This is a genomic window from Streptomyces sp. Je 1-79 (assembly GCF_025195125.1).
In the GTDB taxonomy this organism is placed as follows: Bacteria; Actinomycetota; Actinomycetes; order Streptomycetales; family Streptomycetaceae; genus Streptomyces.
The window spans coordinates 139,700-161,471 of record NZ_JAMGSL010000008.1 but is presented as its reverse complement, the minus strand read 5'-3'; the positions used below and the strand labels follow the sequence as shown (position 1 = coordinate 161,471).

19 protein-coding genes are annotated in these 21,772 nt (G+C 71.4%); 17 read left to right on the top strand and 2 right to left on the bottom strand.

Annotation, left to right across the window (positions count from 1 at the left end; all coding sequences use genetic code 11):
• Window positions 1-56: 56 nt before the first annotated feature.
• From uvrC to M5362_RS18220, 10 genes are all read left to right on the top strand, one after another.
• Window positions 57-2,105, top strand: coding sequence for an excinuclease ABC subunit UvrC (gene uvrC / locus M5362_RS18265; protein ID WP_260228646.1), 2,049 nt, complete (start codon window positions 57-59; stop codon window positions 2,103-2,105).
• Window positions 2,102-3,085 carry an RNase adapter RapZ gene (gene rapZ / locus M5362_RS18260; RefSeq protein WP_260228645.1) on the top strand — a complete coding sequence of 328 codons (984 nt, stop codon included), beginning with the start codon at window positions 2,102-2,104 and terminating at the stop codon, window positions 3,083-3,085. The genes uvrC and rapZ overlap by 4 nt, the downstream gene beginning before the upstream one ends.
• Window positions 3,082-4,104, top strand: coding sequence for a uridine diphosphate-N-acetylglucosamine-binding protein YvcK (gene yvcK, locus M5362_RS18255; protein WP_260228644.1), 1,023 nt, complete (start codon window positions 3,082-3,084; stop codon window positions 4,102-4,104). The genes rapZ and yvcK overlap by 4 nt, the downstream gene beginning before the upstream one ends.
• On the top strand, window positions 4,095-5,084 hold the full coding sequence (gene whiA, locus M5362_RS18250) for a DNA-binding protein WhiA (protein WP_260228643.1): 990 nt from the start codon (window positions 4,095-4,097) through the stop codon (window positions 5,082-5,084). The genes yvcK and whiA overlap by 10 nt, the downstream gene beginning before the upstream one ends.
• 156 nt (window positions 5,085-5,240) lie before the next feature.
• Window positions 5,241-8,204: a M14 family metallopeptidase gene (locus tag M5362_RS18245; RefSeq protein WP_260228642.1), complete on the top strand. Its 2,964-nt coding sequence runs from the start codon at window positions 5,241-5,243 to the stop codon at window positions 8,202-8,204.
• A gap of 224 nt (window positions 8,205-8,428) precedes the next feature.
• Window positions 8,429-9,439 (top strand): type I glyceraldehyde-3-phosphate dehydrogenase, encoded by a 1,011-nt coding sequence (gene gap, locus M5362_RS18240; protein WP_260228641.1) that lies wholly within the window; start codon window positions 8,429-8,431, stop codon window positions 9,437-9,439.
• Window positions 9,440-9,549: 110 nt separating this feature from the next.
• Window positions 9,550-10,761, top strand: coding sequence for a phosphoglycerate kinase (gene pgk, locus M5362_RS18235; protein ID WP_260228640.1), 1,212 nt, complete (start codon window positions 9,550-9,552; stop codon window positions 10,759-10,761).
• Between the two features lie 30 nt (window positions 10,762-10,791).
• Complete coding sequence (gene tpiA, locus M5362_RS18230) at window positions 10,792-11,547, top strand: triose-phosphate isomerase (RefSeq protein ID WP_260228895.1); 756 nt, start codon at window positions 10,792-10,794, stop codon at window positions 11,545-11,547.
• A gap of 113 nt (window positions 11,548-11,660) precedes the next feature.
• A complete protein-coding gene (gene secG, locus M5362_RS18225; RefSeq protein WP_260228894.1) occupies window positions 11,661-11,891 on the top strand; it encodes a preprotein translocase subunit SecG in 231 nt (76 codons plus the stop codon).
• A 77-nt stretch (window positions 11,892-11,968) separates the two neighbouring features.
• Window positions 11,969-12,304 (top strand): RNA polymerase-binding protein RbpA, encoded by a 336-nt coding sequence (locus M5362_RS18220; protein ID WP_003976875.1) that lies wholly within the window; start codon window positions 11,969-11,971, stop codon window positions 12,302-12,304.
• 93 nt (window positions 12,305-12,397) lie between these two features.
• On the opposite strand, the gene M5362_RS18215 is transcribed toward M5362_RS18220, so the two are convergent.
• Window positions 12,398-13,246, bottom strand: coding sequence for a MurR/RpiR family transcriptional regulator (locus M5362_RS18215; RefSeq protein ID WP_260228639.1), 849 nt, complete (start codon window positions 13,244-13,246; stop codon window positions 12,398-12,400).
• Window positions 13,247-13,321: 75 nt separating this feature from the next.
• On the opposite strand from M5362_RS18215, the gene M5362_RS18210 reads away from it, so the two are divergent.
• Window positions 13,322-14,242 (top strand): N-acetylglucosamine kinase, encoded by a 921-nt coding sequence (locus M5362_RS18210; protein ID WP_260228637.1) that lies wholly within the window; start codon window positions 13,322-13,324, stop codon window positions 14,240-14,242.
• A gap of 15 nt (window positions 14,243-14,257) precedes the next feature.
• Here M5362_RS18210 and M5362_RS18205 read toward each other — a convergent pair whose 3' ends face one another.
• Window positions 14,258-14,986, bottom strand: coding sequence for a helix-turn-helix domain-containing protein (locus M5362_RS18205; RefSeq protein WP_260228636.1), 729 nt, complete (start codon window positions 14,984-14,986; stop codon window positions 14,258-14,260).
• Between the two features lie 243 nt (window positions 14,987-15,229).
• On the opposite strand from M5362_RS18205, the gene M5362_RS18200 reads away from it, so the two are divergent.
• The 6 genes from M5362_RS18200 (at window position 15,230) to M5362_RS18175 (ending at window position 21,751) form a co-directional block, all read left to right on the top strand.
• Window positions 15,230-15,901, top strand: coding sequence for a DUF4097 domain-containing protein (locus tag M5362_RS18200; RefSeq protein WP_260228635.1), 672 nt, complete (start codon window positions 15,230-15,232; stop codon window positions 15,899-15,901).
• A 36-nt stretch (window positions 15,902-15,937) separates the two neighbouring features.
• On the top strand, window positions 15,938-17,119 hold the full coding sequence (locus tag M5362_RS18195; RefSeq protein WP_260228634.1) for a serine hydrolase: 1,182 nt from the start codon (window positions 15,938-15,940) through the stop codon (window positions 17,117-17,119).
• 99 nt (window positions 17,120-17,218) lie between these two features.
• Window positions 17,219-17,983, top strand: a complete 765-nt coding sequence (locus M5362_RS18190; protein WP_260228633.1) for an SIS domain-containing protein — start codon at window positions 17,219-17,221, stop codon at window positions 17,981-17,983.
• 91 nt (window positions 17,984-18,074) lie between these two features.
• Window positions 18,075-19,724: a glucose-6-phosphate isomerase gene (gene pgi / locus M5362_RS18185; protein ID WP_260228893.1), complete on the top strand. Its 1,650-nt coding sequence runs from the start codon at window positions 18,075-18,077 to the stop codon at window positions 19,722-19,724.
• A gap of 3 nt (window positions 19,725-19,727) precedes the next feature.
• Complete coding sequence (locus M5362_RS18180) at window positions 19,728-20,228, top strand: PH domain-containing protein (RefSeq protein ID WP_260228632.1); 501 nt, start codon at window positions 19,728-19,730, stop codon at window positions 20,226-20,228.
• The gene (locus M5362_RS18175; RefSeq protein WP_260228631.1) at window positions 20,225-21,751 is read left to right on the top strand and encodes a PH domain-containing protein; all 1,527 of its coding nucleotides are present in this window, start codon (window positions 20,225-20,227) and stop codon (window positions 21,749-21,751) included. Before M5362_RS18180 ends, M5362_RS18175 begins: the two co-directional genes overlap by 4 nt.
• Window positions 21,752-21,772 lie beyond the last annotated feature (21 nt).

Genomic DNA, 21,772 nt, shown 5'->3' with positions numbered 1-21,772 from the left:
CCGGCCAACGAGCGCACCCGGCCTGAGTGTCGGCCCTCGCCAGTAGGGTGGGGAGCATGGCCGACCCCTCCAGCTACCGCCCCGAGCCGGGGCAGATCCCCGACTCGCCGGGCGTCTACAAGTTCCGCGACGAGCACCGCCGGGTGATCTACGTCGGGAAGGCGAAGTCCCTGCGCCAGCGGCTGGCGAACTACTTCCAGCCGCTCGTGAGCCTGCACCCGCGCACGGCCACGATGGTCACCACCGCCGCCTCCGTCGAGTGGACCGTGGTCTCGACCGAGGTCGAGGCGCTCCAGCTGGAGTACTCCTGGATCAAGGAGTTCGACCCCCGGTTCAACGTCAAGTACCGGGACGACAAGAGCTATCCCTACCTCGCGGTGACCCTGAACGAGGAGTTCCCGCGCGTCCAGGTCATGCGCGGCCACAAGAAGAAGGGCGTGCGCTACTTCGGTCCGTACGCCCACGCCTGGGCCATCCGCGAGACCGTCGACCTGATGCTCCGCGTCTTCCCCGTCCGTACGTGCTCCGCCGGCGTCTTCCGCAACGCCGCCTCCGCCGGACGCCCCTGCCTCCTCGGCTACATCGGCAAGTGCTCCGCGCCCTGCGTGGGCCGGGTCACCCCCGAGGAGCACCGCGAACTGGCCGACGAGTTCTGCGACTTCATGGCCGGCCGCACCGGCACGTACATCCGCCGCCTGGAGCAGCAGATGACGGAGGCGGCCGAGGAGATGGAGTACGAGAAGGCGGCCAGGCTCCGCGACGACATAGGGGCGCTGCGGCGCGCCATGGAGAAGAACGCCGTCGTCCTCGCCGACGCCACCGACGCCGACCTCATCGCCCTCGCCGAGGACGAGCTGGAGGCCGCCGTCCAGATCTTCCACGTCCGTGGCGGCCGGGTGCGCGGTCAGCGCGGCTGGGTCACGGACAAGGTGGAGGCCGTCTCCACGGCCGGCCTGGTCGAGCACGCGCTCCAGCAGCTCTACGGCGAGGAGCGCGGCGACGCGGTCCCCAAGGAGGTCCTCGTCCCGGCCGTGCCCGAGGACGCCGACGCCGTCACCCAGTGGCTGAGCGGCCGCCGCGGCTCGCAGGTATCCCTCCGGGTCCCGCAGCGCGGCGACAAGAAGGACCTGATGGAGACGGTCGCGCGCAACGCCCAGCAGGCGCTCGTGCTGCACAAGACCAAGCGCGCCAGCGATCTGACCACCCGCTCCCGGGCCCTGGAGGAGATCGCCGAGGCTCTGGACCTCGACTCCGCGCCGCTGCGGATCGAGTGCTTCGACATCTCGCACCTCCAGGGGCAGGACGTCGTGGCGTCCATGGTCGTCTTCGAGGACGGGCTGCCGCGCAAGAGCGAGTACCGCCGCTTCCAGATCAAGGGCTTCGAGGGGCAGGACGACGTCCGCTCCATGCACGAGGTGATCAGCCGCCGGTTCAGGCGCTATCTCGTCGAGAAGGAGAAGACGGGGGAGTGGGGCCAGGAGGGCGTGGCCGTCGACGCCGACGGCGACGCGGTGGACACCCACGGTGACGGCCTGGCCGCCGATGGTGTGAACGGCTCCGGTGAGGTGCCCGTGGACGACGGCCGCCCCAAGCGCTTCGCGTACCCGCCGCAGCTCGTCGTCGTCGACGGCGGGCGGCCCCAGGTCGCCGCCGCCCGGCGGGCCCTGGACGAGCTGGGCATCGACGACATCGCCGTCTGCGGTCTCGCCAAGCGGCTGGAGGAGGTCTGGCTGCCCGGCGACGACGACCCGGTGGTGCTGCCCCGCTCCAGCGAGGGTCTCTACCTCCTCCAGCGGGTACGTGACACGGCTCACGACTTCGCCATCCGCTACCAGCGCTCGAAGCGGAACAAGCGCATCAGGACCAGCCCGCTGGACGCGATCCCCGGCCTCGGCGACACCCGCAAACAGGCGTTGATCAAGCATTTCGGCTCGGTGAAGCGGCTCCGGCAAGCGACAATCGAGCAGATCTGCGAGGTGCCCGGCATGGGCAGGAAGACGGCCGAGGCCGTCGCCGTGGCTCTCGCCCAGGCGGTCCCGGCCGCACCCGCCGTGAATACGGCAACAGGAGAGATCATGGAAGACGACGGGGGCACCACGGCATGACCGAGCATGACCGTCAACCAGAGCAAGAAGAACAAGCAGAGCAAGAAGAGCACCGAGAAGACGGAGCAGGACACGTGAGTACGGGCACGAAGGAGGCCGGCGAGACCGCCGACGCGGCGGCCATCCCCGAGCTGGTGATCATCTCCGGCATGTCAGGCGCCGGCCGGTCCACCGCGGCGAAGTGCCTGGAGGACCTCGGCTGGTTCGTCGTCGACAATCTGCCGCCCGCGCTGATCCCCACCATGGTGGAGCTCGGCGCCCGTTCCCAGGGCAACGTCGCCCGGATCGCCGTCGTCGTCGACGTCCGCGGCCGGCAGTTCTTCGACGCCCTGCGGGAGTCCCTCGCCGCGCTCGACGCCCAGCAGGTCACGCGGCGGATCGTCTTCCTGGAGTCCTCCGACGAGGCCCTGGTCAGGCGCTTCGAGTCGGTCCGCCGGCCGCACCCGCTCCAGGGTGACGGCCGCATCACCGACGGTATCGCCGCCGAGCGCGACCTGCTGCGCGAGCTGCGCGGCGACGCCGACCTGGTGATCGACACCTCCAGCCTCAACGTCCACGAGCTGCGCGCCAAGATGGACGCCCAGTTCGCCGGGGACGAGGAGCCGGAGCTGCGGGCCACGGTCATGTCCTTCGGCTTCAAGTACGGACTGCCCGTCGACGCCGACCTCGTCGTCGACATGCGCTTCCTGCCCAACCCGCACTGGGTCCCCGAGCTGAGGCCCTTCACCGGCCTCAACGAGGAGGTCTCGGCCTACGTCTTCAACCAGCCGGGGGCCAAGGAGTTCCTCGACCGCTACACCGAGCTGCTCCAGCTGATCGCCGCGGGCTACCGCCGCGAGGGCAAGCGGTACGTGACCATCGCCGTCGGCTGCACGGGCGGCAAGCACCGCTCCGTCGCCACGTCCGAGAAGCTCGCCGCCCGCCTCGCCGCGGAAGGGGTCGAGACCGTCGTCGTCCACCGGGACATGGGGCGCGAGTGAAGCCGTACCGTCGGCGTACGTCCACCCTTTCGGTGCGTACGCTCCGCAGGCGCGGCGCCCAGCCCAAGGTCGTCGCGCTGGGCGGGGGCATGGGTCTGTCGGCCTCCCTCGCCGCCCTGCGCCGGATCACCGGCGATCTGACCGCCGTCGTCACCGTCGCCGACGACGGCGGCTCCAGCGGCCGGCTCCGGGAGGAGCTGGGCGTCCTGCCGCCGGGCGACCTGCGCAAGGCGCTGGCCGCCCTGTGCGGGGACGACGACTGGGGGCAGACCTGGGCCCGGGTCATCCAGCACCGCTTCCAGTCCAAGGGCGATCTGCACGAGCACGCGGTGGGCAATCTGCTGATCGTCGCGCTCTGGGAGCAGCTGGGCGACCATGTCCTCGCCCTGGACCTGGTCGGCAAGCTGCTCGGCGCGCACGGCCGGGTGCTGCCGATGTCCGCCGTGCCGCTGGAGCTCCAGGCCCTGGTCAAGGGGCACGATCCCGAGCGCCCCGACGACGTGGACACCGTCCGCGGCCAGGCCACGGTGGCGCTCACGCCGGGCGAGGTGCAGTCGGTGCACGTCGTCCCGCACGACCCGCCCGCCGTGCCCGAGGCCGTCGCCGCGGTCCGGGACGCCGACTGGGTGGTGCTCGGCCCGGGCTCGTGGTTCTCCTCGGTGATTCCGCACCTGCTCGTGCCCGACCTGCTCGACGCGCTCACCGAGACCAAGGCCCGCAAGGTCCTCTCTCTCAACCTCGCGCCGCAGCCGGGAGAAACCGAGGGGTTCTCTCCGCAGCGTCATTTGGAGGTTTTGGGACGACACGCCCCTAAACTCGCCCTGGACGTGGTGCTGGCCGACGAGGCCGCCGTGCCCGATCGCGAGTCTCTCGCCGACGCCGCCAAGCGGCTCGGCGCGGCGGTCGAGCTGGCGCCGGTGGCCCGTGCCGACCGGCTCCCGAAGCATGATCCGGAGCTGTTGGCCGCCGCGTACGACCGTATTTTTCGGATGCATGGAAGGATCGGCCCATGGCGATGACGGCAGCGGTGAAGGACGAGATCTCCCGGCTCCCCGTCACCCGGACCTGCTGCAGGAAGGCAGAGGTCTCGTCGATCCTGCGGTTCGCCGGCGGCCTGCACCTGGTGAGCGGGCGGATCGTGATCGAGGCGGAGCTGGACACCGCGATGGCGGCGCGTCGGCTCAAGCGGGACATCCTGGAGATCTTCGGGCACAGCTCGGAGCTGATCGTGATGGCCCCCGGCGGTCTGCGGCGCGGCTCCCGCTTCGTCGTACGGGTGGTGGCGGGCGGCGACCAGCTGGCCCGGCAGACCGGCCTGGTCGACGGCCGGGGCCGCCCGATCCGCGGCCTGCCCCCGCAGGTCGTCTCGGGTGCCACCTGTGACGCCGAGGCGGCCTGGCGCGGCGCGTTCCTCGCGCACGGCTCGCTCACCGAGCCCGGGCGCTCCTCCTCCCTGGAGGTGACCTGCCCCGGACCGGAGGCCGCGCTCGCCCTGGTGGGTGCCGCGCGTCGGCTGAGCATCGCCGCGAAGGCCCGCGAGGTACGGGGCGTGGACCGGGTCGTCGTCCGGGACGGCGATGCCATCGGCGCCCTGCTGACCCGGCTCGGCGCCCACGAGTCGGTGCTGGCCTGGGAGGAGCGGCGGATGCGCCGCGAGGTCCGGGCCACGGCGAACCGGCTGGCCAACTTCGACGACGCCAACCTGCGCCGCTCGGCGCGCGCGGCGGTCGCCGCCGGCGCCCGCGTGCAGCGCGCCCTGGAGATCCTCGGCGAGGAGGTGCCCGAGCACCTCGCCGCCGCGGGCCGGCTGCGCATGGAGCACAAGCAGGCCTCCCTGGAGGAGCTGGGCGCGCTCGCGGAGCCGCCGCTGACCAAGGACGCGGTCGCGGGCCGGATCCGCCGTCTGCTCGCCATGGCCGACAAGCGGGCACAGGACCTGGGCATCCCGGGGACCGAGTCCAACCTGACGGAGGAGCTGGACGACAGCCTCGTCGGCTGACCCGATCCGGCCAACCCTGCCAACCCACCGCTGCCGGTGCCTTTCTGAGGCACCGGCAGCACCCGTTCGGCCCGCATGGCACCCTTGACATGATCATGAACGGTGATCAGCCTGGCGTCTGTTCACTTTCGTGGCAGACAACAGCAAGGGGGGCTTATGAGACGCAGAGCGGGAGCGATCCTCGCCGCGGCTTCACTGCTGATCGCGGGACTGGCGGCGGCACCCGTCGCCGGAGCGGAACCTCAGGGCAGGAGCGGCGACGCCGGTGGCGACGCCCTCTCCGTATGGCGCGCGAAGGTCACCAAGGACCAGGTGCCCCTGCTCCTCGAAGCCGGCACCGACGGCCACGAGCTGACGGAGCAGGTGCCCGAGAAGGGCTCCGCCACCCTGGAGCTGTACCTCACCGACAAGCAGGCCGCCGGGCTGCGCGGCAAGGGCGTCGAGCTCGCCGAGCACACCCTCACCGCCCGGGCCGAGCAGCGGGTCGCCGGGTCCGGGGACGGCGTCTTCCGTCCGTACGGCGGCGCGGGCGGGCTCAAGCAGGAGATCCTGGCCACCGCCCAGGCCCACCCCGACCTCACCAAGGTCGTCTCCATCGGCAGGACGGTGAAGGGCCAGGACATCCTCGCCCTCAAGCTCACCAAGGGCGCCAAGAAGGCCAAGGACGGCACCCGGCCCGCCACGCTGTACATGTCCAACCAGCATGCCCGGGAGTGGATCACCCCCGAGATGACGCGCCGGCTGCTCCACCACTACCTCGACGGTTACGGCACGGACCCGCGGATCACGAAGATCGTCGACACCACCGAGCTCTGGTTCGTGCTCTCCGCCAACCCGGACGGCTACGACTTCACCCACGCCGACCCCGACAACCGCCAGTGGCGCAAGAACCTCCGTGACAACGACGGCGACGGCCGCGTCGAGTCCGGCGACGGTGTCGACCTCAACCGTAACTTCGCCTACAAGTGGGGCTACGACAACGAGGGTTCGTCACCCGACCCGGCGGACGAGACCTACCGCGGCACCGGCCCGATGTCCGAGCCCGAGACGAAGGCGCTCGACGCCTTCCAGAGGCGCATCGGCTTCCGGTACGGCATCAACTACCACTCCGCCGCCCAGCTGCTGCTCTACGGCGTCGGCTGGCAGGTCGCCACCGACACCCCCGACGACGTGGCGCTCAGGTCGCTGGCCGGCACCCCGGAGAAGTCCGCCGTCCCCGGCTACCGCCCGCAGGTCTCCTCCGAGCTCTACACCACCAACGGCGAGGCCGACGGACACGCGGCGAACGTCAACGGGATGCAGATGTTCACCCCCGAGATGTCGACCTGTGCCACCGCCTCCCGTGTCGACCCGAACGACCCCTGGGAGGCCGCCGACTGCGCCTCCGTCTTCACCTTCCCCGACGACGAGAAGCTGATCCAGGCGGAGTTCGCCAAGAACGTCCCCTTCGCGCTCGCCGTGGCCGAGACCGCCGCCCACCCGGACCGGCCCGTCTCCGTCACCGGCCTGGAGGCTCCCGACTTCACCCCGCACACCTTCGCCACCTCCTACGCCCGCGGCGGAGACCAGGAGGTCTCGGTCACGGTCCGCGCGTCGCTGCGCGACAAGGAGCTGAAGTACCGCGTCAACGGCGGACGTACGCACTCCGAGCGGCTGCGGGCCTGGAAGGGCGGTGAGACCTACGGCGGCGAGGACAACCTCTACTTCGACCAGTACCGGGCGGAGGTGGAGGACGCCGATCCCGGCGACACCGTCGAGGTCTGGTTCACGGCCCGTACCCACCGGGGCAAGGCGACCAGGTCCGCCCCCTTCACCTACACCGTGGCCGACCGGCCGCGCGGGGACGTGCTCGTCCTCGCCGAGGAGGGAGGAACCGCCGCCGCGCGGCACACCGCCGTCTACCGGAAGGCGCTCGCCGACAACGGCCGCGGGGCCGCCGTCTGGGACGTCGCCACGCAGGGGGTGCCCGACCCCCTCGGCGTGCTGAGCCACTTCCGTACGGTCGTCTGGTACACCGGCGCGGAGGAGCCCTCGGGGCCCGTCATGCTGGCCGTACGGGACTACCTCAGCGAGGGCGGCAAGCTGGTCAACGCCGGTGAGAAGTCCGGCGGCCTCGTCGACATCGGCCGGGCGACGTCCAACGACTTCGCCCAGTACTACCTCGGCGCCTACCACCGTGCCGGGCTGAACGGCCCGCCCGCCTTCGCCGGATCCGGCGGCTTCGGCGGTGCCACCGGCACCCTCGGCGCCGCGGCGGGGAACCCGCTGGACAACGCCGGTGCGTACACCGTCACCTCGGACACCCTGGAGCCCCGGCGGTTCCCGCAGTTCGGCAGCAGCCGCTCCGCCGGCGACTATCCCGGCGTCCGTACCCCGTTCGAGCCGTACGAGGGCGCGTCCTTCGCCGCCGTACGGCACGCCGACGACACCTGGACGCGCCTCAGCCGCACCGTCGACCTCACCGGCGTCGCCGCGGCGGACGCACCGAGCCTGCGCTTCCAGGTCAGCTACGACACCGAGCCCGGCTACGACAACCTCGTCGTCGAGGCCCACACCGTCGGCCAGGACGACTGGACCACGCTTCCCGACGCCAACGGCGGCACCTCCACCGCCGCACCGGCCGACTGCGGCGAGGGCTACTACGTCCAGGGCCACCCCTTCCTCGGCCACTACCTGACCGTCGGCGAGGACGGCTGCGCGACCACCGGCACCACCGGCTCCTGGAACGCCTTCACCGGCCCCTCCAACGGCTGGCGGCAGGCCTCCGTCGACCTGAGCGCCTACGCGGGCAGGCAGGTCGAGCTGTCGATCTCGTACATCTCCGACCCGGGGACCGGCGAGATGGGTGCCTTCGTCGACGACACCGCGCTCGTCGTCGCCGGCACGCCGGGCGGGCACGAGGGCTTCGAGACCTCGCTGGGCGCCTGGTCCGTACCGGGGCCGCCGGCCGGCAGCCCCGGCAACGGCACCGAGTGGACCCGGTCCGCCGGGCTCTTCCACTCGCAGGCCGCGGTCACCACACGTGACACCGTTCTGCTCGGTTTCGGCCTGGAACACGTCACGAACGCGGCGCAGCGCACGTCACTGATCCGCAAGGCGCTCGGCGTGCTGCACGGCTGAGCGGACACCCGCACCTTTGATCACAGTCAGTGATCGGGACGAAATGGGCACCGTGGCTCGAACCCGCCGGTAATAACGGGCCACGGTGCATTCACGAGGCATTCCGGCCGCACGCGATGTCACTCTGAGCCGATGAGAGAGGTAGGGTCGTAAGCGGTCGGGGACATCCCTAAAAGAATCTCGCCGGCGTCGAAACCCGGCGTACCTAACGAGGAGATCGGTTCGTGACGATCCGCGTAGGCATCAACGGCTTTGGCCGCATCGGTCGCAACTACTTCCGCGCGCTCCTTGAGCAGGGTGCCGACATCGAGATCGTGGCTGTCAACGACCTGGGTGACACCGCGACCACTGCTCACCTGCTGAAGTACGACACGATCCTGGGACGCCTCAAGGCCGAGGTCACCCACACCGCCGACACCATCACCGTCGACGGCCACACCATCAAGGTGCTCTCCGAGCGCAACCCGGCCGACATCCCCTGGGGTGAGCTGGGCGTCGACATCGTCATCGAGTCGACCGGCATCTTCACCAAGAAGGCCGACGCCGAGAAGCACATCGCCGGTGGCGCGAAGAAGGTCCTCATCTCGGCTCCGGCCAAGGACGAGGACATCACCATCGTCATGGGCGTCAACCAGGACAAGTACGAGCCGGCGAACCACCACGTCATCTCGAACGCCTCCTGCACCACCAACTGTGTGGCGCCGATGGCCAAGGTCCTCGACGAGAACTTCGGCATCGTCAAGGGTCTGATGACGACGGTCCACGCGTACACCAACGACCAGCGCATCCTGGACTTCCCGCACTCCGACCTGCGCCGCGCCCGCGCCGCCGCGGAGAACATCATCCCGACCACGACGGGTGCCGCCAAGGCCACCGCCCTGGTCCTTCCGCAGCTCAAGGGCAAGCTGGACGGCATCGCCATGCGCGTCCCGGTCCCGACCGGTTCGGCCACCGACCTGGTCGTCGAGCTGCAGCGCGAGGTCACCAAGGACGAGGTCAACGCCGCGTTCAAGAAGGCCGCCGACGACGGCGCCCTCAAGGGCTTCCTCTCCTACACCGAGGACGCGATCGTCTCCTCGGACATCGTCGGCGACCCGGCGTCGTGCACCTTCGACTCCTCGCTGACCATGGTCCAGGAGGGCAAGTCGGTGAAGATCCTCGGCTGGTACGACAACGAGTGGGGCTACTCCAACCGCCTCGTCGACCTCACCGTCTTCGTCGGCGACCAGCTCTAAAGCCTCCGGAACCGGCACCTCGATGTGAGTACAGGGCTCGGACAGCGCGATGATGCGCTGTGCGAGCCCTGTCTCGTGTGCTTCACCGCGTACCAAGGAGTCAGTAGAAGATGAAGACCATCGACGAGCTTCTCGCCGAAGGCGTCGCCGGCAAGCGCGTATTCGTCCGCGCCGATCTCAACGTGCCGCTGGACGGCACCACCATCACCGACGACGGCCGCATCCGCGCCGTCGCCCCCACGGTCGAGGCGCTGGCCGCGGCCGGGGCCCGCGTCGTCGTCGCCTCGCACCTGGGCCGCCCGAAGGGCGCCCCGGACCCGGCGTTCTCCCTCGCCCCGGCCGCCGCGCGCCTCGGTGAACTGCTCGGCGCCGACGTGGCGTTCGCGACCGACACGGTCGGCGAGTCCGCCCGGGCGACCGTCGCGGGCCTCGCCGACGGCCAGGTGGCCGTCATCGAGAACCTCCGCTTCAACGCCGGCGAGACCTCCAAGGACGACGCCGAGCGCGGCGCGTTCGCCGACCAGCTCGCCGCCCTCGCCGACGTCTACGTCGGCGACGGCTTCGGCGCCGTGCACCGCAAGCACGCCTCGGTCTTCGACCTCCCGGCCCGGCTGCCGCACGCCGCCGGCTACCTCATCGCCACCGAGGTCGGCGTCCTGAAGAAGCTGACCGCCGAGGTCAAGCGTCCGTACGTGGTCGTCCTGGGCGGCGCCAAGGTCTCCGACAAGCTCGCCGTCATCGACGAGCTGCTCGGCAAGGCCGACCGCCTCCTGATCGGCGGCGGCATGGCGTACACCTTCCTCTACGCCAAGGGGTACGAGGTCGGCATCTCCCTGCTCCAGAAGGACCAGGTGGAGGTCGTCAAGGAGTACATGAAGCGTGCCGAGGAGAACGGCGTCGAGCTGGTCCTCCCGGTCGACGTGCTCGTCTCCTCGGAGTTCCCGGACCTGAAGACCAAGGCCCCGGCCGACTTCGAGACCGTCGACGCGGACAAGATCCCGTCGACGAAGGAGGGCCTCGACATCGGCCCGAGGACGCGTGAGCTGTACGCGTCGAAGCTCGCCGACGCCGAGACCGTCTTCTGGAACGGCCCCCTGGGTGTCTTCGAGCACCCCGACTACGCCAACGGAACCAAGGCCATCGCGCAGGCCCTGCTCGACAGCCCCGGCTTCACCGTCGTGGGCGGCGGCGACAGTGCCGCCGCCGTCCGGATCCTGGGCTTCGACGAGAATGCCTTCGGCCACATTTCGACCGGCGGCGGCGCCTCCCTCGAGTACCTCGAGGGCAAGACGCTCCCCGGCCTCGCCGCACTGGAGGACTGAACACCTGTGAGCAGCACCCGCACCCCGCTGATGGCGGGCAACTGGAAGATGAACCTCAACCACCTCGAGGCCATCGCCCATGTCCAGAAGCTCGCCTTCGCGCTGACCGAAAAGGACCACGACGCCGTCGAGGTCGCGGTCCTGCCGCCCTTCACCGACCTGCGGTCCGTCCAGACCCTGGTCGACGGCGACAAGCTCAAGATCAAGTACGGCGCCCAGGACATCTCGGCGCACGACTCCGGTGCGTACACCGGCGAGATCTCGGGGCTCATGCTGTCCAAGCTGAAGTGCACCTACGTCGCCGTGGGCCACTCCGAGCGCCGGCAGTACCACGCCGAGACGGACGAGGTCTGCAACGCCAAGGTCAAGGCCGCCTACAAGCACGGGATCACCCCGATCCTCTGCGTGGGCGAGGGCCTGGACGTCCGCAAGGCCGGCCGGCAGGTCGAGCACACCCTGAACCAGCTCGACGGCGGCCTGAAGGACCTCCCGGCCGAGCAGGCCGAGTCCATTGTCATCGCCTACGAGCCGGTGTGGGCCATCGGCACCGGCGAGGTCGCCACCCCCGAGGACGCGCAGGAGGTCTGCGGGGCGATCCGCGGCCGTCTCGCGGAGCTGTACTCGCAGGAGCTGGCCGACAAGGTCCGCATCCAGTACGGCGGCTCGGTCAAGGCCGGCAACGTGGCCGCGATCATGGCGCAGCCCGACGTCGACGGTGCCCTGGTCGGCGGCGCGGCGCTGGACTCCGACGAGTTCGTCAAGATCGTCCGCTTCCGCGACCAGTGATGTGATCAGCGAGTAGGCGGCAGCGACGATCCGTCGTACCCTTGCGGGGGTCGGGCAGGACCTGCCCGACCCCCGTCCGTATGAGATCCGAGGAAGTTGGTCCAGCCGTGGTTATGGGGTTCTCGATCGCCCTGATCGTCTTCAGCGGCCTGCTGATGCTGCTGGTGCTGATGCACAAGGGGAAGGGCGGCGGTCTCTCCGACATGTTCGGTGGCGGTATGCAGTCGTCCGTCGGCGGCTCCTCGGTCGCCGAGCGCAACCTGGACCGCATCACCGTCGTGGTCGGTCTGCTCTGGTTCGCGTGCATTGTCGTACTTGCGCTTCTGATGAAGTTGGACGTGTAACTCCAATCACTGGACGCGCGTTGGGCCTTACGTAGACTGGGGCATCTTCGAGCACCATCACGCAGGGAGTTACGACCGTGGCAAGTGGCAACGCGATCCGGGGAAGCCGGGTCGGAGCGGGGCCGATGGGGGAGGCCGAGCGGGGCGAGTCGGCGCCGCGCCTCCGCATCTCCTTCTGGTGCTCGAACGGGCACGAGACGCAGCCGAGCTTCGCCAGTGACGCACAGGTTCCGGAGACGTGGGACTGCCCGCGTTGCGGCTTCCCGGCCGGTCAGGACCGGGACAACCCGCCGGACCCGCCGCGCACCGAGCCGTACAAGACGCACCTCGCGTACGTACGGGAGCGGCGCAGCGACGCGGACGGCGAGGCGATCCTCGCGGAGGCGCTCGCCAAACTGCGCGGCGAGATCTGAGCGTGGTGTGACAGTGTGACGAACGGGCCCTGCCCGCGAACTCGGTTCGTGGGCAGGGCCCGTTCGCGTACGCCCCCTCCAGACCCCGTCGGCCTAGCGGTGGTTGTCCGGAATGTGTGCGGTGAGCGCCATCGTGGCGGTCGCCCGCGCGTACGTCAGCTGCGCCACGCGCGCGTAGAGGCAGTCCAGGATCAGCAGCACCGAGTGCCGGGTCCCGAAACCGCCGCGCCGGAAGCCGGTCTCGGCCGAGGTCGCCGTCAGGTGGACGGAGGCGGCCCGGGCGACGGGGGAGCGGGGGTCACCGGTCACCGCGACCGTCCGGGCGCCCCGTTCGGCCGCGAGCCGCAGCGGGGAGAGCACCTCGCGGGTCGCCCCGGAGTGGGAGAGCGCCACGACTACGTCCGCGGGGGTGAGCAGCGCCGCCGAGGTCTCCGCGGCGTGCACCTCCGTCCAACCGCGGGCGTCGCAGCCGATGGTGAAGAGCCGCGCCTCGGTCTCCAGGGCCACCACGCCGGAGGCGCCGACGCCGTAGACGTCGATACGGCGGGCCTCGGCCAGGGCCCGGGCGGCCCGCTCCAGCGCGTCGAGGTCCAGCTGCTCGGCGGTCCGGCGCAGGGCGTGCAGATCGGCCTGAGCGACGGCGGCGACGACCTGGTCGAGCGGGTCGTCGGGCCCGATGTCCGGCCCGAGGGGCCGCTGCTCACCGGTGCGTTCGCTCTCGCCCCGCTCCTGCGCGAGGGCGAGCAGCAGCTCCTGGTACGAGTGGAGGCCGAGGGCACGGCAGAAGCGGGTCACGGTGGCCTGGGACGTGCCGGTGCGGCGTCCCAGCTCCGCGGCGGAGACCCCGGGCACGCGGCCCGGATCGTCGAGGACCCAGGTGCCGACCTTGCGCAGGGAACCGGACATGCGGGGCAGCTCGGAGCGGATCAGGGCGGTGATCACGGTGGCCTTCCCTCCTGCCCTGCCAGACGCGCGGGTCTTGTCGCGCGGTGAATCTATCAACCATCATGCGGGCTGATGAGCGAATCCGGGATTCACAGGTGCGTGCTCGGGATCGACGCCGGGGGTACGCGGATCAGGGCGCGGCTGGCCGACGCGGCGACGGGCGCCGTGCTCGCGGAGGGCGCGGGCGGGCCGGGGAACGCGCTGAGTGTCGCCTCCGCCGATCTCGTACGGAATCTGGCGGACGCCCTGCGGGGTGCCGTGCCGCGCGGCCGGGCGGGCGCGCTCGTCTCCGTGGTGGCCGGCTTCGCCGGCGGCGGGCCGGGCGGTGGCGTGGCGAACGCCCGCGCCGCCCTCGTGGAGGCCCTGGCCGGGTCCGGCGCCTCACCGGCCCGGGTCGAGGTCCTCGGGGACGCGGACATCGCCTTCGCCGCCGGCCCGGGCACCCCGGCGGACGGGCTCGTGCTGATCGCGGGCACGGGCGCGGCCGGCGCGCGGGTGGAGCGGCGCAGGGCGGTACGGGTCGTGGACGGGGACGGCTGGCTCCTCGGCGACGCGGGCAGCGGGTTCTGGCTGGGGCGCGAGGCGCTGCGGGCGGTGCTGCGCTCTCTGGACGGCCGCGGCCCGGCCACCAGCCTCGCCCGTGCGGTGGGGGAGCTGTGCGGGGGTCTGAGCAAGGAGGCCGTCGTCCGGTACGGATACACCGGCCATCCGGTCCGGCTCGCGGCGCTCAGCCCGCTCGTGGTGGACGCGGAGCGGTCCGGGGACGAGGTCGCCCGCTCGCTCCTCGACCGGGCGACGGACGAACTCGCCGCCATCGTCGGTGCGTTGACGCCCGGACCGGGGGAGCCGCTGGTCGCCACCGGCGGTCTGATCGGCCCGGGCGGGCCGCTGCTGCCCCGCCTCGCCGAGCGGGTCGGGGCGTGGGGCCTCACCCCGTCCCCGGTGCCGGACGGCGTCTCGGGCGCGGTGGCGCTGGCCCGGCTTGCGCACTGACGCTCCGTGGATGGCTCAGGAGGTGCCGTCCGGGGCCGCTTCGGGCTTCGTGTGCAGGATGTCGCGGGCCTGCTCCGCGGCGCGGGCGGTGCTCTCGGAGACGAAGTCGAGGAAGCGGGCGATGTTCTCCAGGCGGGTGCCGACGGGGGTGGCGGGGCCGAGGACGCCGACGCCCTGCCGTGCGATCTCGCTTATGTGGGCGGTGGAACGGGCGCTGGCCATCATCGCCTGGTACCAGACGTCGTCGTCGACGACGTAGCGCTCGCGCCGGCGTTCGTCGCGTTCCCGGCGGATCATGCCCTGGCCGTCGAGGAACGAGACCGCCTTGGAGACGGACGCCGGGCTGACCTGGAGCCGCGCGGCGAGTTCGGAGGCGGTGAGGCTGCCCGTGTCGGCGAGACAGAGGCAGGTCATCACCCTGGACATCATCTTGGGCATGCCCGACTGCATCATGACGGTGGTGAACACCTCCTCGTACTCGTGCACGGCCTCGGCGTCGCGTCCGTGGGCCTGGGCGGGTGCCTCCGACGGCGCTGCCTGCCTGCGGCGGTGGGCGCGGCGTTCGGTGGCGCGGTGGGCCAGGTCGGCGCGGTAGGCGGTGGGGCCGCCGTTGCGCATCACCTCACGCGTGATCGTCGAGGTCGGCCGGTCGAGGCGTCTGGCGATCTCGGCGTAGGCGAGGCCGTCGGCCAGTCCCAGCGCGATCTGCTGGCGTTCGGGCTGGGTGAGCCTGCCTCCGGGCATCGAGGTCTCCTTCAGGGTCCGCAGAGGATGCGAGCATAGCGTTCATCTCTCCTTCATTGCAACGAATGGCGCCTGGCGCGTTGCGTTGCACTTCGAATCGTTGCAACGATTTCGATGCTTCTAGCTGCGAATATGGTGTTGGAGTGCAACGAAGATGTTGCCAACTTCATGAACGCAACGTAGCTTTCCATCATCAGAAACAGCGGGCCGACGGAGCGCCCGCTGCTGAAGAAGGAGAGTGTCATGCAGAAGTTCGAGACCCCCGCCCCGGTCCTCGCCGTCCTGGACATCCCCGCGGGCCACATCCGGCTCATCGCCGCGGACCGGGCCGACACCACGGTCGAGGTCCGGCCCGCGAACCCCTCGAAGGGCCGGGACGTGGAGGCGGCGGAGCGGACCGCGGTCGACTACCACGAGGGCGTCCTGAGGGTCCAGGCCCCGCCGGCGAAGAACCAGATCCTCGGCGCTTCCGGATACGTCGAGGTCACCGTCCAGCTGCCCGCCGGCTCCCGCGTCGAGGCGAGGGGCGCCGACGCCGAACTCCGTGGTGTCGGACGGCTCGGTGACGTCACGTTCGACGTCGCGCAGGGCGCGGTCAAGCTCGACGAGACCGGCAGTGCCCGCCTCACGCTCCTCGCCGGTGACGTCTCGGTCGGCCGCCTGGGCGGTGCGGCGGAGATCAGCACCCAGAAGGGCGACCTCCGCGTCACCGAGGCCGTGCGCGGCACCGTGACGCTGCGCACCGAGGCCGGAGACGTGTCGGTCGGCGCCGCCCGCGGGGTCTCCGCCTCGCTGGACGCCGGTACCGCCTACGGCCGGATCCACAACGCGCTCCAGAACACCGAGGGCGCAGCCGCCGCCCTGAACATCCACGCGACCACCGCCTACGGCGACATCACCGCCCGCAGCCTCTGAACCACCGCCGCCACCGGAGACCAAGGAGCCCACACCATGTCCCTCACCCCGACCGAGCAGGACAAGTCCACCCCGCGTACCGCCGCGGACGGCGCCCCGGAGGCGCGCGCCGCCGGGCGGGACCGCCCGGAGCTGCGGAAGGCCATCCAGGAGATCGTCGACTCCGGCTTCGCCGGGATCCAGCTGCGCGTGAACGACGAGCGGGGCGAGTGGGTCGGCAGTGCCGGGGTGAGCAGGCTGGGCGAGAGCGCCGAGCCGGCCACCGACGGCCGGTTCCGGATCGGCAGCACCACCAAGACCTTCACCGCGACCGTGGTGCTGCGCCTGGTCGCCGAGGGCAGGATCGCGCTGGACGGCCCGGTCGACGACCACCTGCCCGGGTTCGGCCTCGATCGGCGGATCACGGTGCGGATGCTGCTCCAGCACACCAGCGGGCTGTTCAACCACACCGGCGAGTACGGCGACGACGGGACGGTCGAGCCGGGGATCCCCTGGCAGGGCCAGGAGTACGTGGACAACCAGTTCCACACGTACCCGCCGGAGGAGTTGGTACGGCTCGCCCTGTCCAAGCCGGCACGGTTCGAGCCGGGGGCGGACTGGAGCTACTCCAACACCAACTACGTCCTGGCCAAGTTGCTGGTCGAGGCGGTCACCGGCCGCTCGCTCGCGGAGGAGACGGAGCGGCTGATCCTGCGGCCGCTGGGACTGACGGGCACCGTGGTGCCCGGCGCCTCCCCGGAGATTCCCGAGCCGCACGCTCACGGCTACTACCGGTACGAGCACGCCGGCCAGTGGAAGCTCGTCGACGTCACCCGCTTCGACGTCTCCTGGATCTCCGCCGCAGGCGACATGATCTCGACCACCCGGGACCTGCACACGTTCTTCTCCGCGCTGATGAGCGGCAGGCTGCTGCCGGCCCCGCTGCTGGCCGAGATGCGTACGCCGCACCCCAAGCTCGGCTACGGCCTCGGGCTGTTCGTGGAGGAGACGGACCACGGCACCCTCCTCCATCACAACGGCGGCTTCTTCGGCTGGGCGGCGCTGATGTACAGCACGCCCGACGGCGGCAGGACCCTGACCGCCTCGCTGACCACGGGGGACGCCGAACTCGACTTCGCCGCCACGGCCGCGGCGTTCCAGAAGGCGCAGCAGGCGCTCGTGGAGGAGGTGTTCGGCGGCGGGACCGCTGCGGCGGGCACGGGGGAACCGGTCCGGTAGGCGGCCGCCCCGGCGCCCTTGACCGATCCCGGGCGGGCTGGTTCATTAAATCGGAGTGCTCGTCAGAATCCGGTTCATCGAACCAACGGAGGCTCGGCCATGCCCCAACCCGCCCTCGGTGCCGCCCTGTTCGCCGACCATGCACGGGAGTCCTTCGAGCGGGCCGTCGCGGCCAACAAGGGCTCGGTCGCCGAGGCCGCCCGGCTCTTCGCCGACTGTGTCGCCGCAGACGGGGTGATCCACGCCTTCGGAACCGGACACTCCCAGGCCGCCGCCCTGGAGATCGCCGGCCGCGCCGGAGGGCTCGTGCCCACCAGCCGGATCGCCCTCGCCGACCTCGTCCTGCGCGGCGGCGAGGACCCCGCCGTCCTCGCCGACCCCCTCCTGGAGCGCGCCCCGGGCCTGGCCGACCGGCTCTACGCCCTGGCCACGCCCCGCCCGCAGGACCTCTTCGTCATCATCTCCAACTCCGGTGTGAACAACGCCGTCGTCGACCTCGCGCTCAAGGTGACCGGAGCCGGGCACCCCCTCGTCGCGCTCACCTCGCTCGCACACACCCACGCCGTCCCCGCCCTGCACACGAGCGGGAAGCGGCTCGCCGAGATCGCCGACGCGGTCCTCGACAACGTCGCCCCCACCGGCGACGCCCTGCTCCCCCTCCCCGACGGCGCGGCGCTGTGCGGGGTCTCCACCCTCACGTCCTCCCTCCTCGTGCAGATGGTGGTCGCCGAGGCCGTCGCCCTGCTCCTTGCCGAGGGCCATGAGCCGCCGGTGTACGTCTCCGCCAACGTCCCCGGCGGCCATGAGCGCAACGCCGTCCTGGAGGCCCGTTACGCGGGCCGACTGCATCGCGGCGGCCACTGAGTCGCCGCGCGCCTTCCGCCCCTGCGATCAATTAGGTTGGAGTCGCAGCGGGGCAAGCAGGCAGGAAGAGAAGAAGTAGGCGATGTCCGAGATGAACGCAGCAGGAACCAGGCTCAACCAGCTCCCCGAGTGGGCCGCCCTCGGCAAGCACCGCGAGCAGCTGGGGGAGACCCATCTGCGCGAACTGTTCGCCGCCGACCCGGATCGCGGCACCGCGTACACGCTGCGCGTCGGCGACCTGTACCTGGACTACTCCAAGAACCTGGTGACCGACGAGACGCTCGCGCTCCTGCGCGAGCTGGCCGCCGCGACCGGTGTGGCCGAGCTGCGCGACGCCATGTTCCGCGGCGAGAAGATCAACACCACCGAGGACCGCGCGGTCCTGCACACCGCGCTGCGCGCCCCGCGCGGCGCCGTCGTCGAGGTCGACGGGGAGAACGTCGTCCCGGCCGTCCACGCCGTCCTCGACAAGATGGCCGCCTTCGCGGACAAGGTCCGCGCCGGCGAGTGGACCGGTCACACCGACAGGCCGATCAGGAACGTCGTGAACATCGGCATCGGCGGCTCGGACCTCGGCCCCGCCATGGCGTACGAGGCCCTGCGCGCCTACACCCAGCGGGATCTGACGTTCCGCTTCGTCTCCAACGTCGACGGCGCCGACCTCCACGAGGCCGTCCGCGACCTCGACCCGGCCGAGACGCTCTTCATCGTCGCCTCGAAGACTTTCACCACCATCGAGACCGTCACCAACGCCACCTCCGCCCGCGACTGGCTGCTCGCCGGTCTCGGGGCCGGCCAGGAGGCGGTCGCCCGGCACTTCGTGGCCCTGTCGACCAACGCCGAGAAGGTGGAGGGCTTCGGCATCGACACGGCCAACATGTTCGAGTTCTGGGACTGGGTCGGCGGACGGTACTCCTACGACTCCGCCATCGGCCTCTCCCTGATGATCGCCGTCGGCCCGGAGCGGTTCCGCGAGATGCTCGACGGCTTCCACCTGATCGACGAGCACTTCCGCACCGCCCCCGCTGAGGAGAACGCACCGCTGCTCCTCGGCCTCCTCGGCGTCTGGTACGGCGCGTTCTTCGACGCCCAGTCGCACGCCGTCCTGCCGTACTCGCACTACCTGTCGAAGTTCACCGCCTACCTCCAGCAGCTCGACATGGAGTCCAACGGCAAGTCCGTGGACCGCGACGGCAGGCCCGTCGACTGGCAGACCGGACCCGTCGTCTGGGGTACCCCGGGCACCAACGGGCAGCACGCGTACTACCAGTTGATCCACCAGGGCACCAAGGTCATCCCGGCCGACTTCATCGGCTTCGCCGAGCCCGTCGCCGACCTGACCCCGGGTCTCGTCGCCCAGCACGACCTCCTGATGGCCAACTTCTTCGCCCAGACGCAGGCGCTGGCCTTCGGCAAGACGCCCGAGGAGGTACGGGCCGAGGGCGTCGCCGAGGAGCTCGTCCCGCACAAGACCTTCAAGGGCAACCACCCCACGACGACGATCCTGGCCAAGGAACTCACCCCCTTCGTCCTCGGCCAGCTCATCGCGCTCTACGAGCACAAGGTGTTCGTCCAGGGCGCCATCTGGAACATCGACTCCTTCGACCAGTGGGGTGTCGAGCTCGGCAAGGTCCTCGCCAGGAAGATCGAGCCCGTGCTCACCGAGGGCAGCGGCGGCGAGGAGCTCGACGGCTCGACCGCCGCGCTCGTCGGCACGTACCGGGCGCTCCGGGGCCGCTGACCGATGACGGGGGAGAACGCGGTGCGGCTGCGGCCGCCGAACAACACGCTGAACGAACGGGCCGTCGGCTGGTGGCGCACCCAGTGGCTGGTGACCACCGCCGTGCCGGTGACGGTCCTCGCCGTGCTCGGGGCGTTCATCGCGCCGGCCCGCTTCTGGCTCTGGCTGCCCGCCGCCGTCCTGGCGGCCGGCGGCCTCGCCTGTACCGCGTTCTTCCCCCACTGGTGGTTCCGGGTCCACCGCTGGGAGGTCACCGAGGACGCCGTCTACGTCCGCACCGGGGTCTTCTGGCAGGAGTGGCGGATCGCGCCCATGTCCCGGATCCAGACGGTCGACACGGTCAGGGGGCCGCTGGAGCAGCTCTTCCGGCTCGCCACGGTCACCGTGACCACCGCCTCCTCCAAGGGCGCGATCCGCGTCGAGGGCCTCGACCACGAACTCGCCGCGGATCTCGCCGAGAAGCTCACCCGCATCACCCAGGCCACCCCGGGCGACGCCACATGAGCGAGGACTGGCGTCGCCTGGACCGCCGTACGGTCCTCGTCACCGCCGTCGTCCTGGCCGGCGTCGCCGGGGGCGGCGCCCTGCCCGCCTTCTTCGCCCTGAGCGACAGCATGCCCGCCGTGCGGGCCGCCGGCTGGATCCTCGCCGGGGCGGCCCTCGTCATCGGCGGCGGCTCGGCGGCCGACCACGTCCGCTGGCGGCGCACCCGCTACCGCATCGGCGCCGAGCGCGCCGAACTCCACACCGGGCTCCTGCTGGTCAAACGCCGCTCGCTGGCCCGCGAACGCATCCGCAGCGTCGACCTGACCGCCCACCCGCTGCTGCGCCTCCTCGGCCTGGTCAAGGTCCGCATCGGCACCGGCGAGCACCACGCCGGCGGCGAGTCCGCCCTCGAACTCGACCCGGTCTCCCGGGCCGAGGGGGAACGGCTCCGCCGCGAACTGCTCGACCGGACGCCGGCCGGCGCCGAGGACACCCGCCACGACGGCTCGCTCGCCGAACTCGACCCGCGCTGGATCCGCTACGCCCCGGTCTCCTTCGTCGCCGTGGTCTTCGGCGGCGCGGCGGCCGGCGCCGTGATGCAGGTCAGCGAGTGGTTCGGCGCCCAGCGGGAGGTCATCGACTGGATAGGGGACCGCTTCGAGGACACCTCGATCCTCTCCATGATCCTCGTCCTCACCGCGCTGGCCGCCCTCGCCGGCACCGTCGGCGCGCTCGGCCTCTGGGTCGAGATGTGGTGGAACTACCGCCTGGAGCGCGAGCCGGGCGGCACTCTCAGGGTCCGCCGCGGACTGTTCACCGCCCGCTCGATCTCCATCGAGGAACGCCGCCTGCGCGGTGTCGAACTGGTCGAGCCGCTGGGCGTACGGATGTGCCGCGCCGCCCGCGTCGACGCCGTCGCCACCGGCATCGCCGAGGGCGAGGAGGACGAGCACGCCGACCACAAGACCCTGCTGCCCGCGGCGCCCCGCGAGGTCGCCGACCGGGTCGCCGCGCAGGTGCTCCGGGAGCCCGAGCCCCCGACGAGCGCGCCGCTCACCGTCCACCCCCGCGCCGCCCGCACCCGGCGGCTGCGCTGGGCGCTGTGGAGCGCCCTCACGCCCACCGCGGTCCTCGCCCTCCTCGGAGCCCTGCTCACGCCCGTCCTGCTGTACGTGGCCGCCGGCTGCGCCCTCGTCCTCGGCCCGCTCGCCGTGGTGTTCGCGCTCGATGCCCACCGCAACCTCGGACACGGCGTCATCGGCGACTACCTGGTGGCCCGGTCCGGCACGGTCCGCCGGACCACGGTCGCCCTCCAGCGCGGCGGCGTCATCGGATGGACGGTCAAGCAGTCGTACTTCCAGCGCCGCGCCGGCCTGTTGACGCTCACCGCGACGACCGCGGCGGGCACGGGCGCGTACGCCGTCCACGACGCCGGGCAGGACGAGGGGCTGACCTTCGCCGCCGACGCGGTGCCTGACCTGCTCGCTCCCTTCCTGGAAGGCGTACGGCAGACGCCGGAGGCCCGGTCCACCGTGCGGTGAACCGGGCCTCGTCAGGCGTCC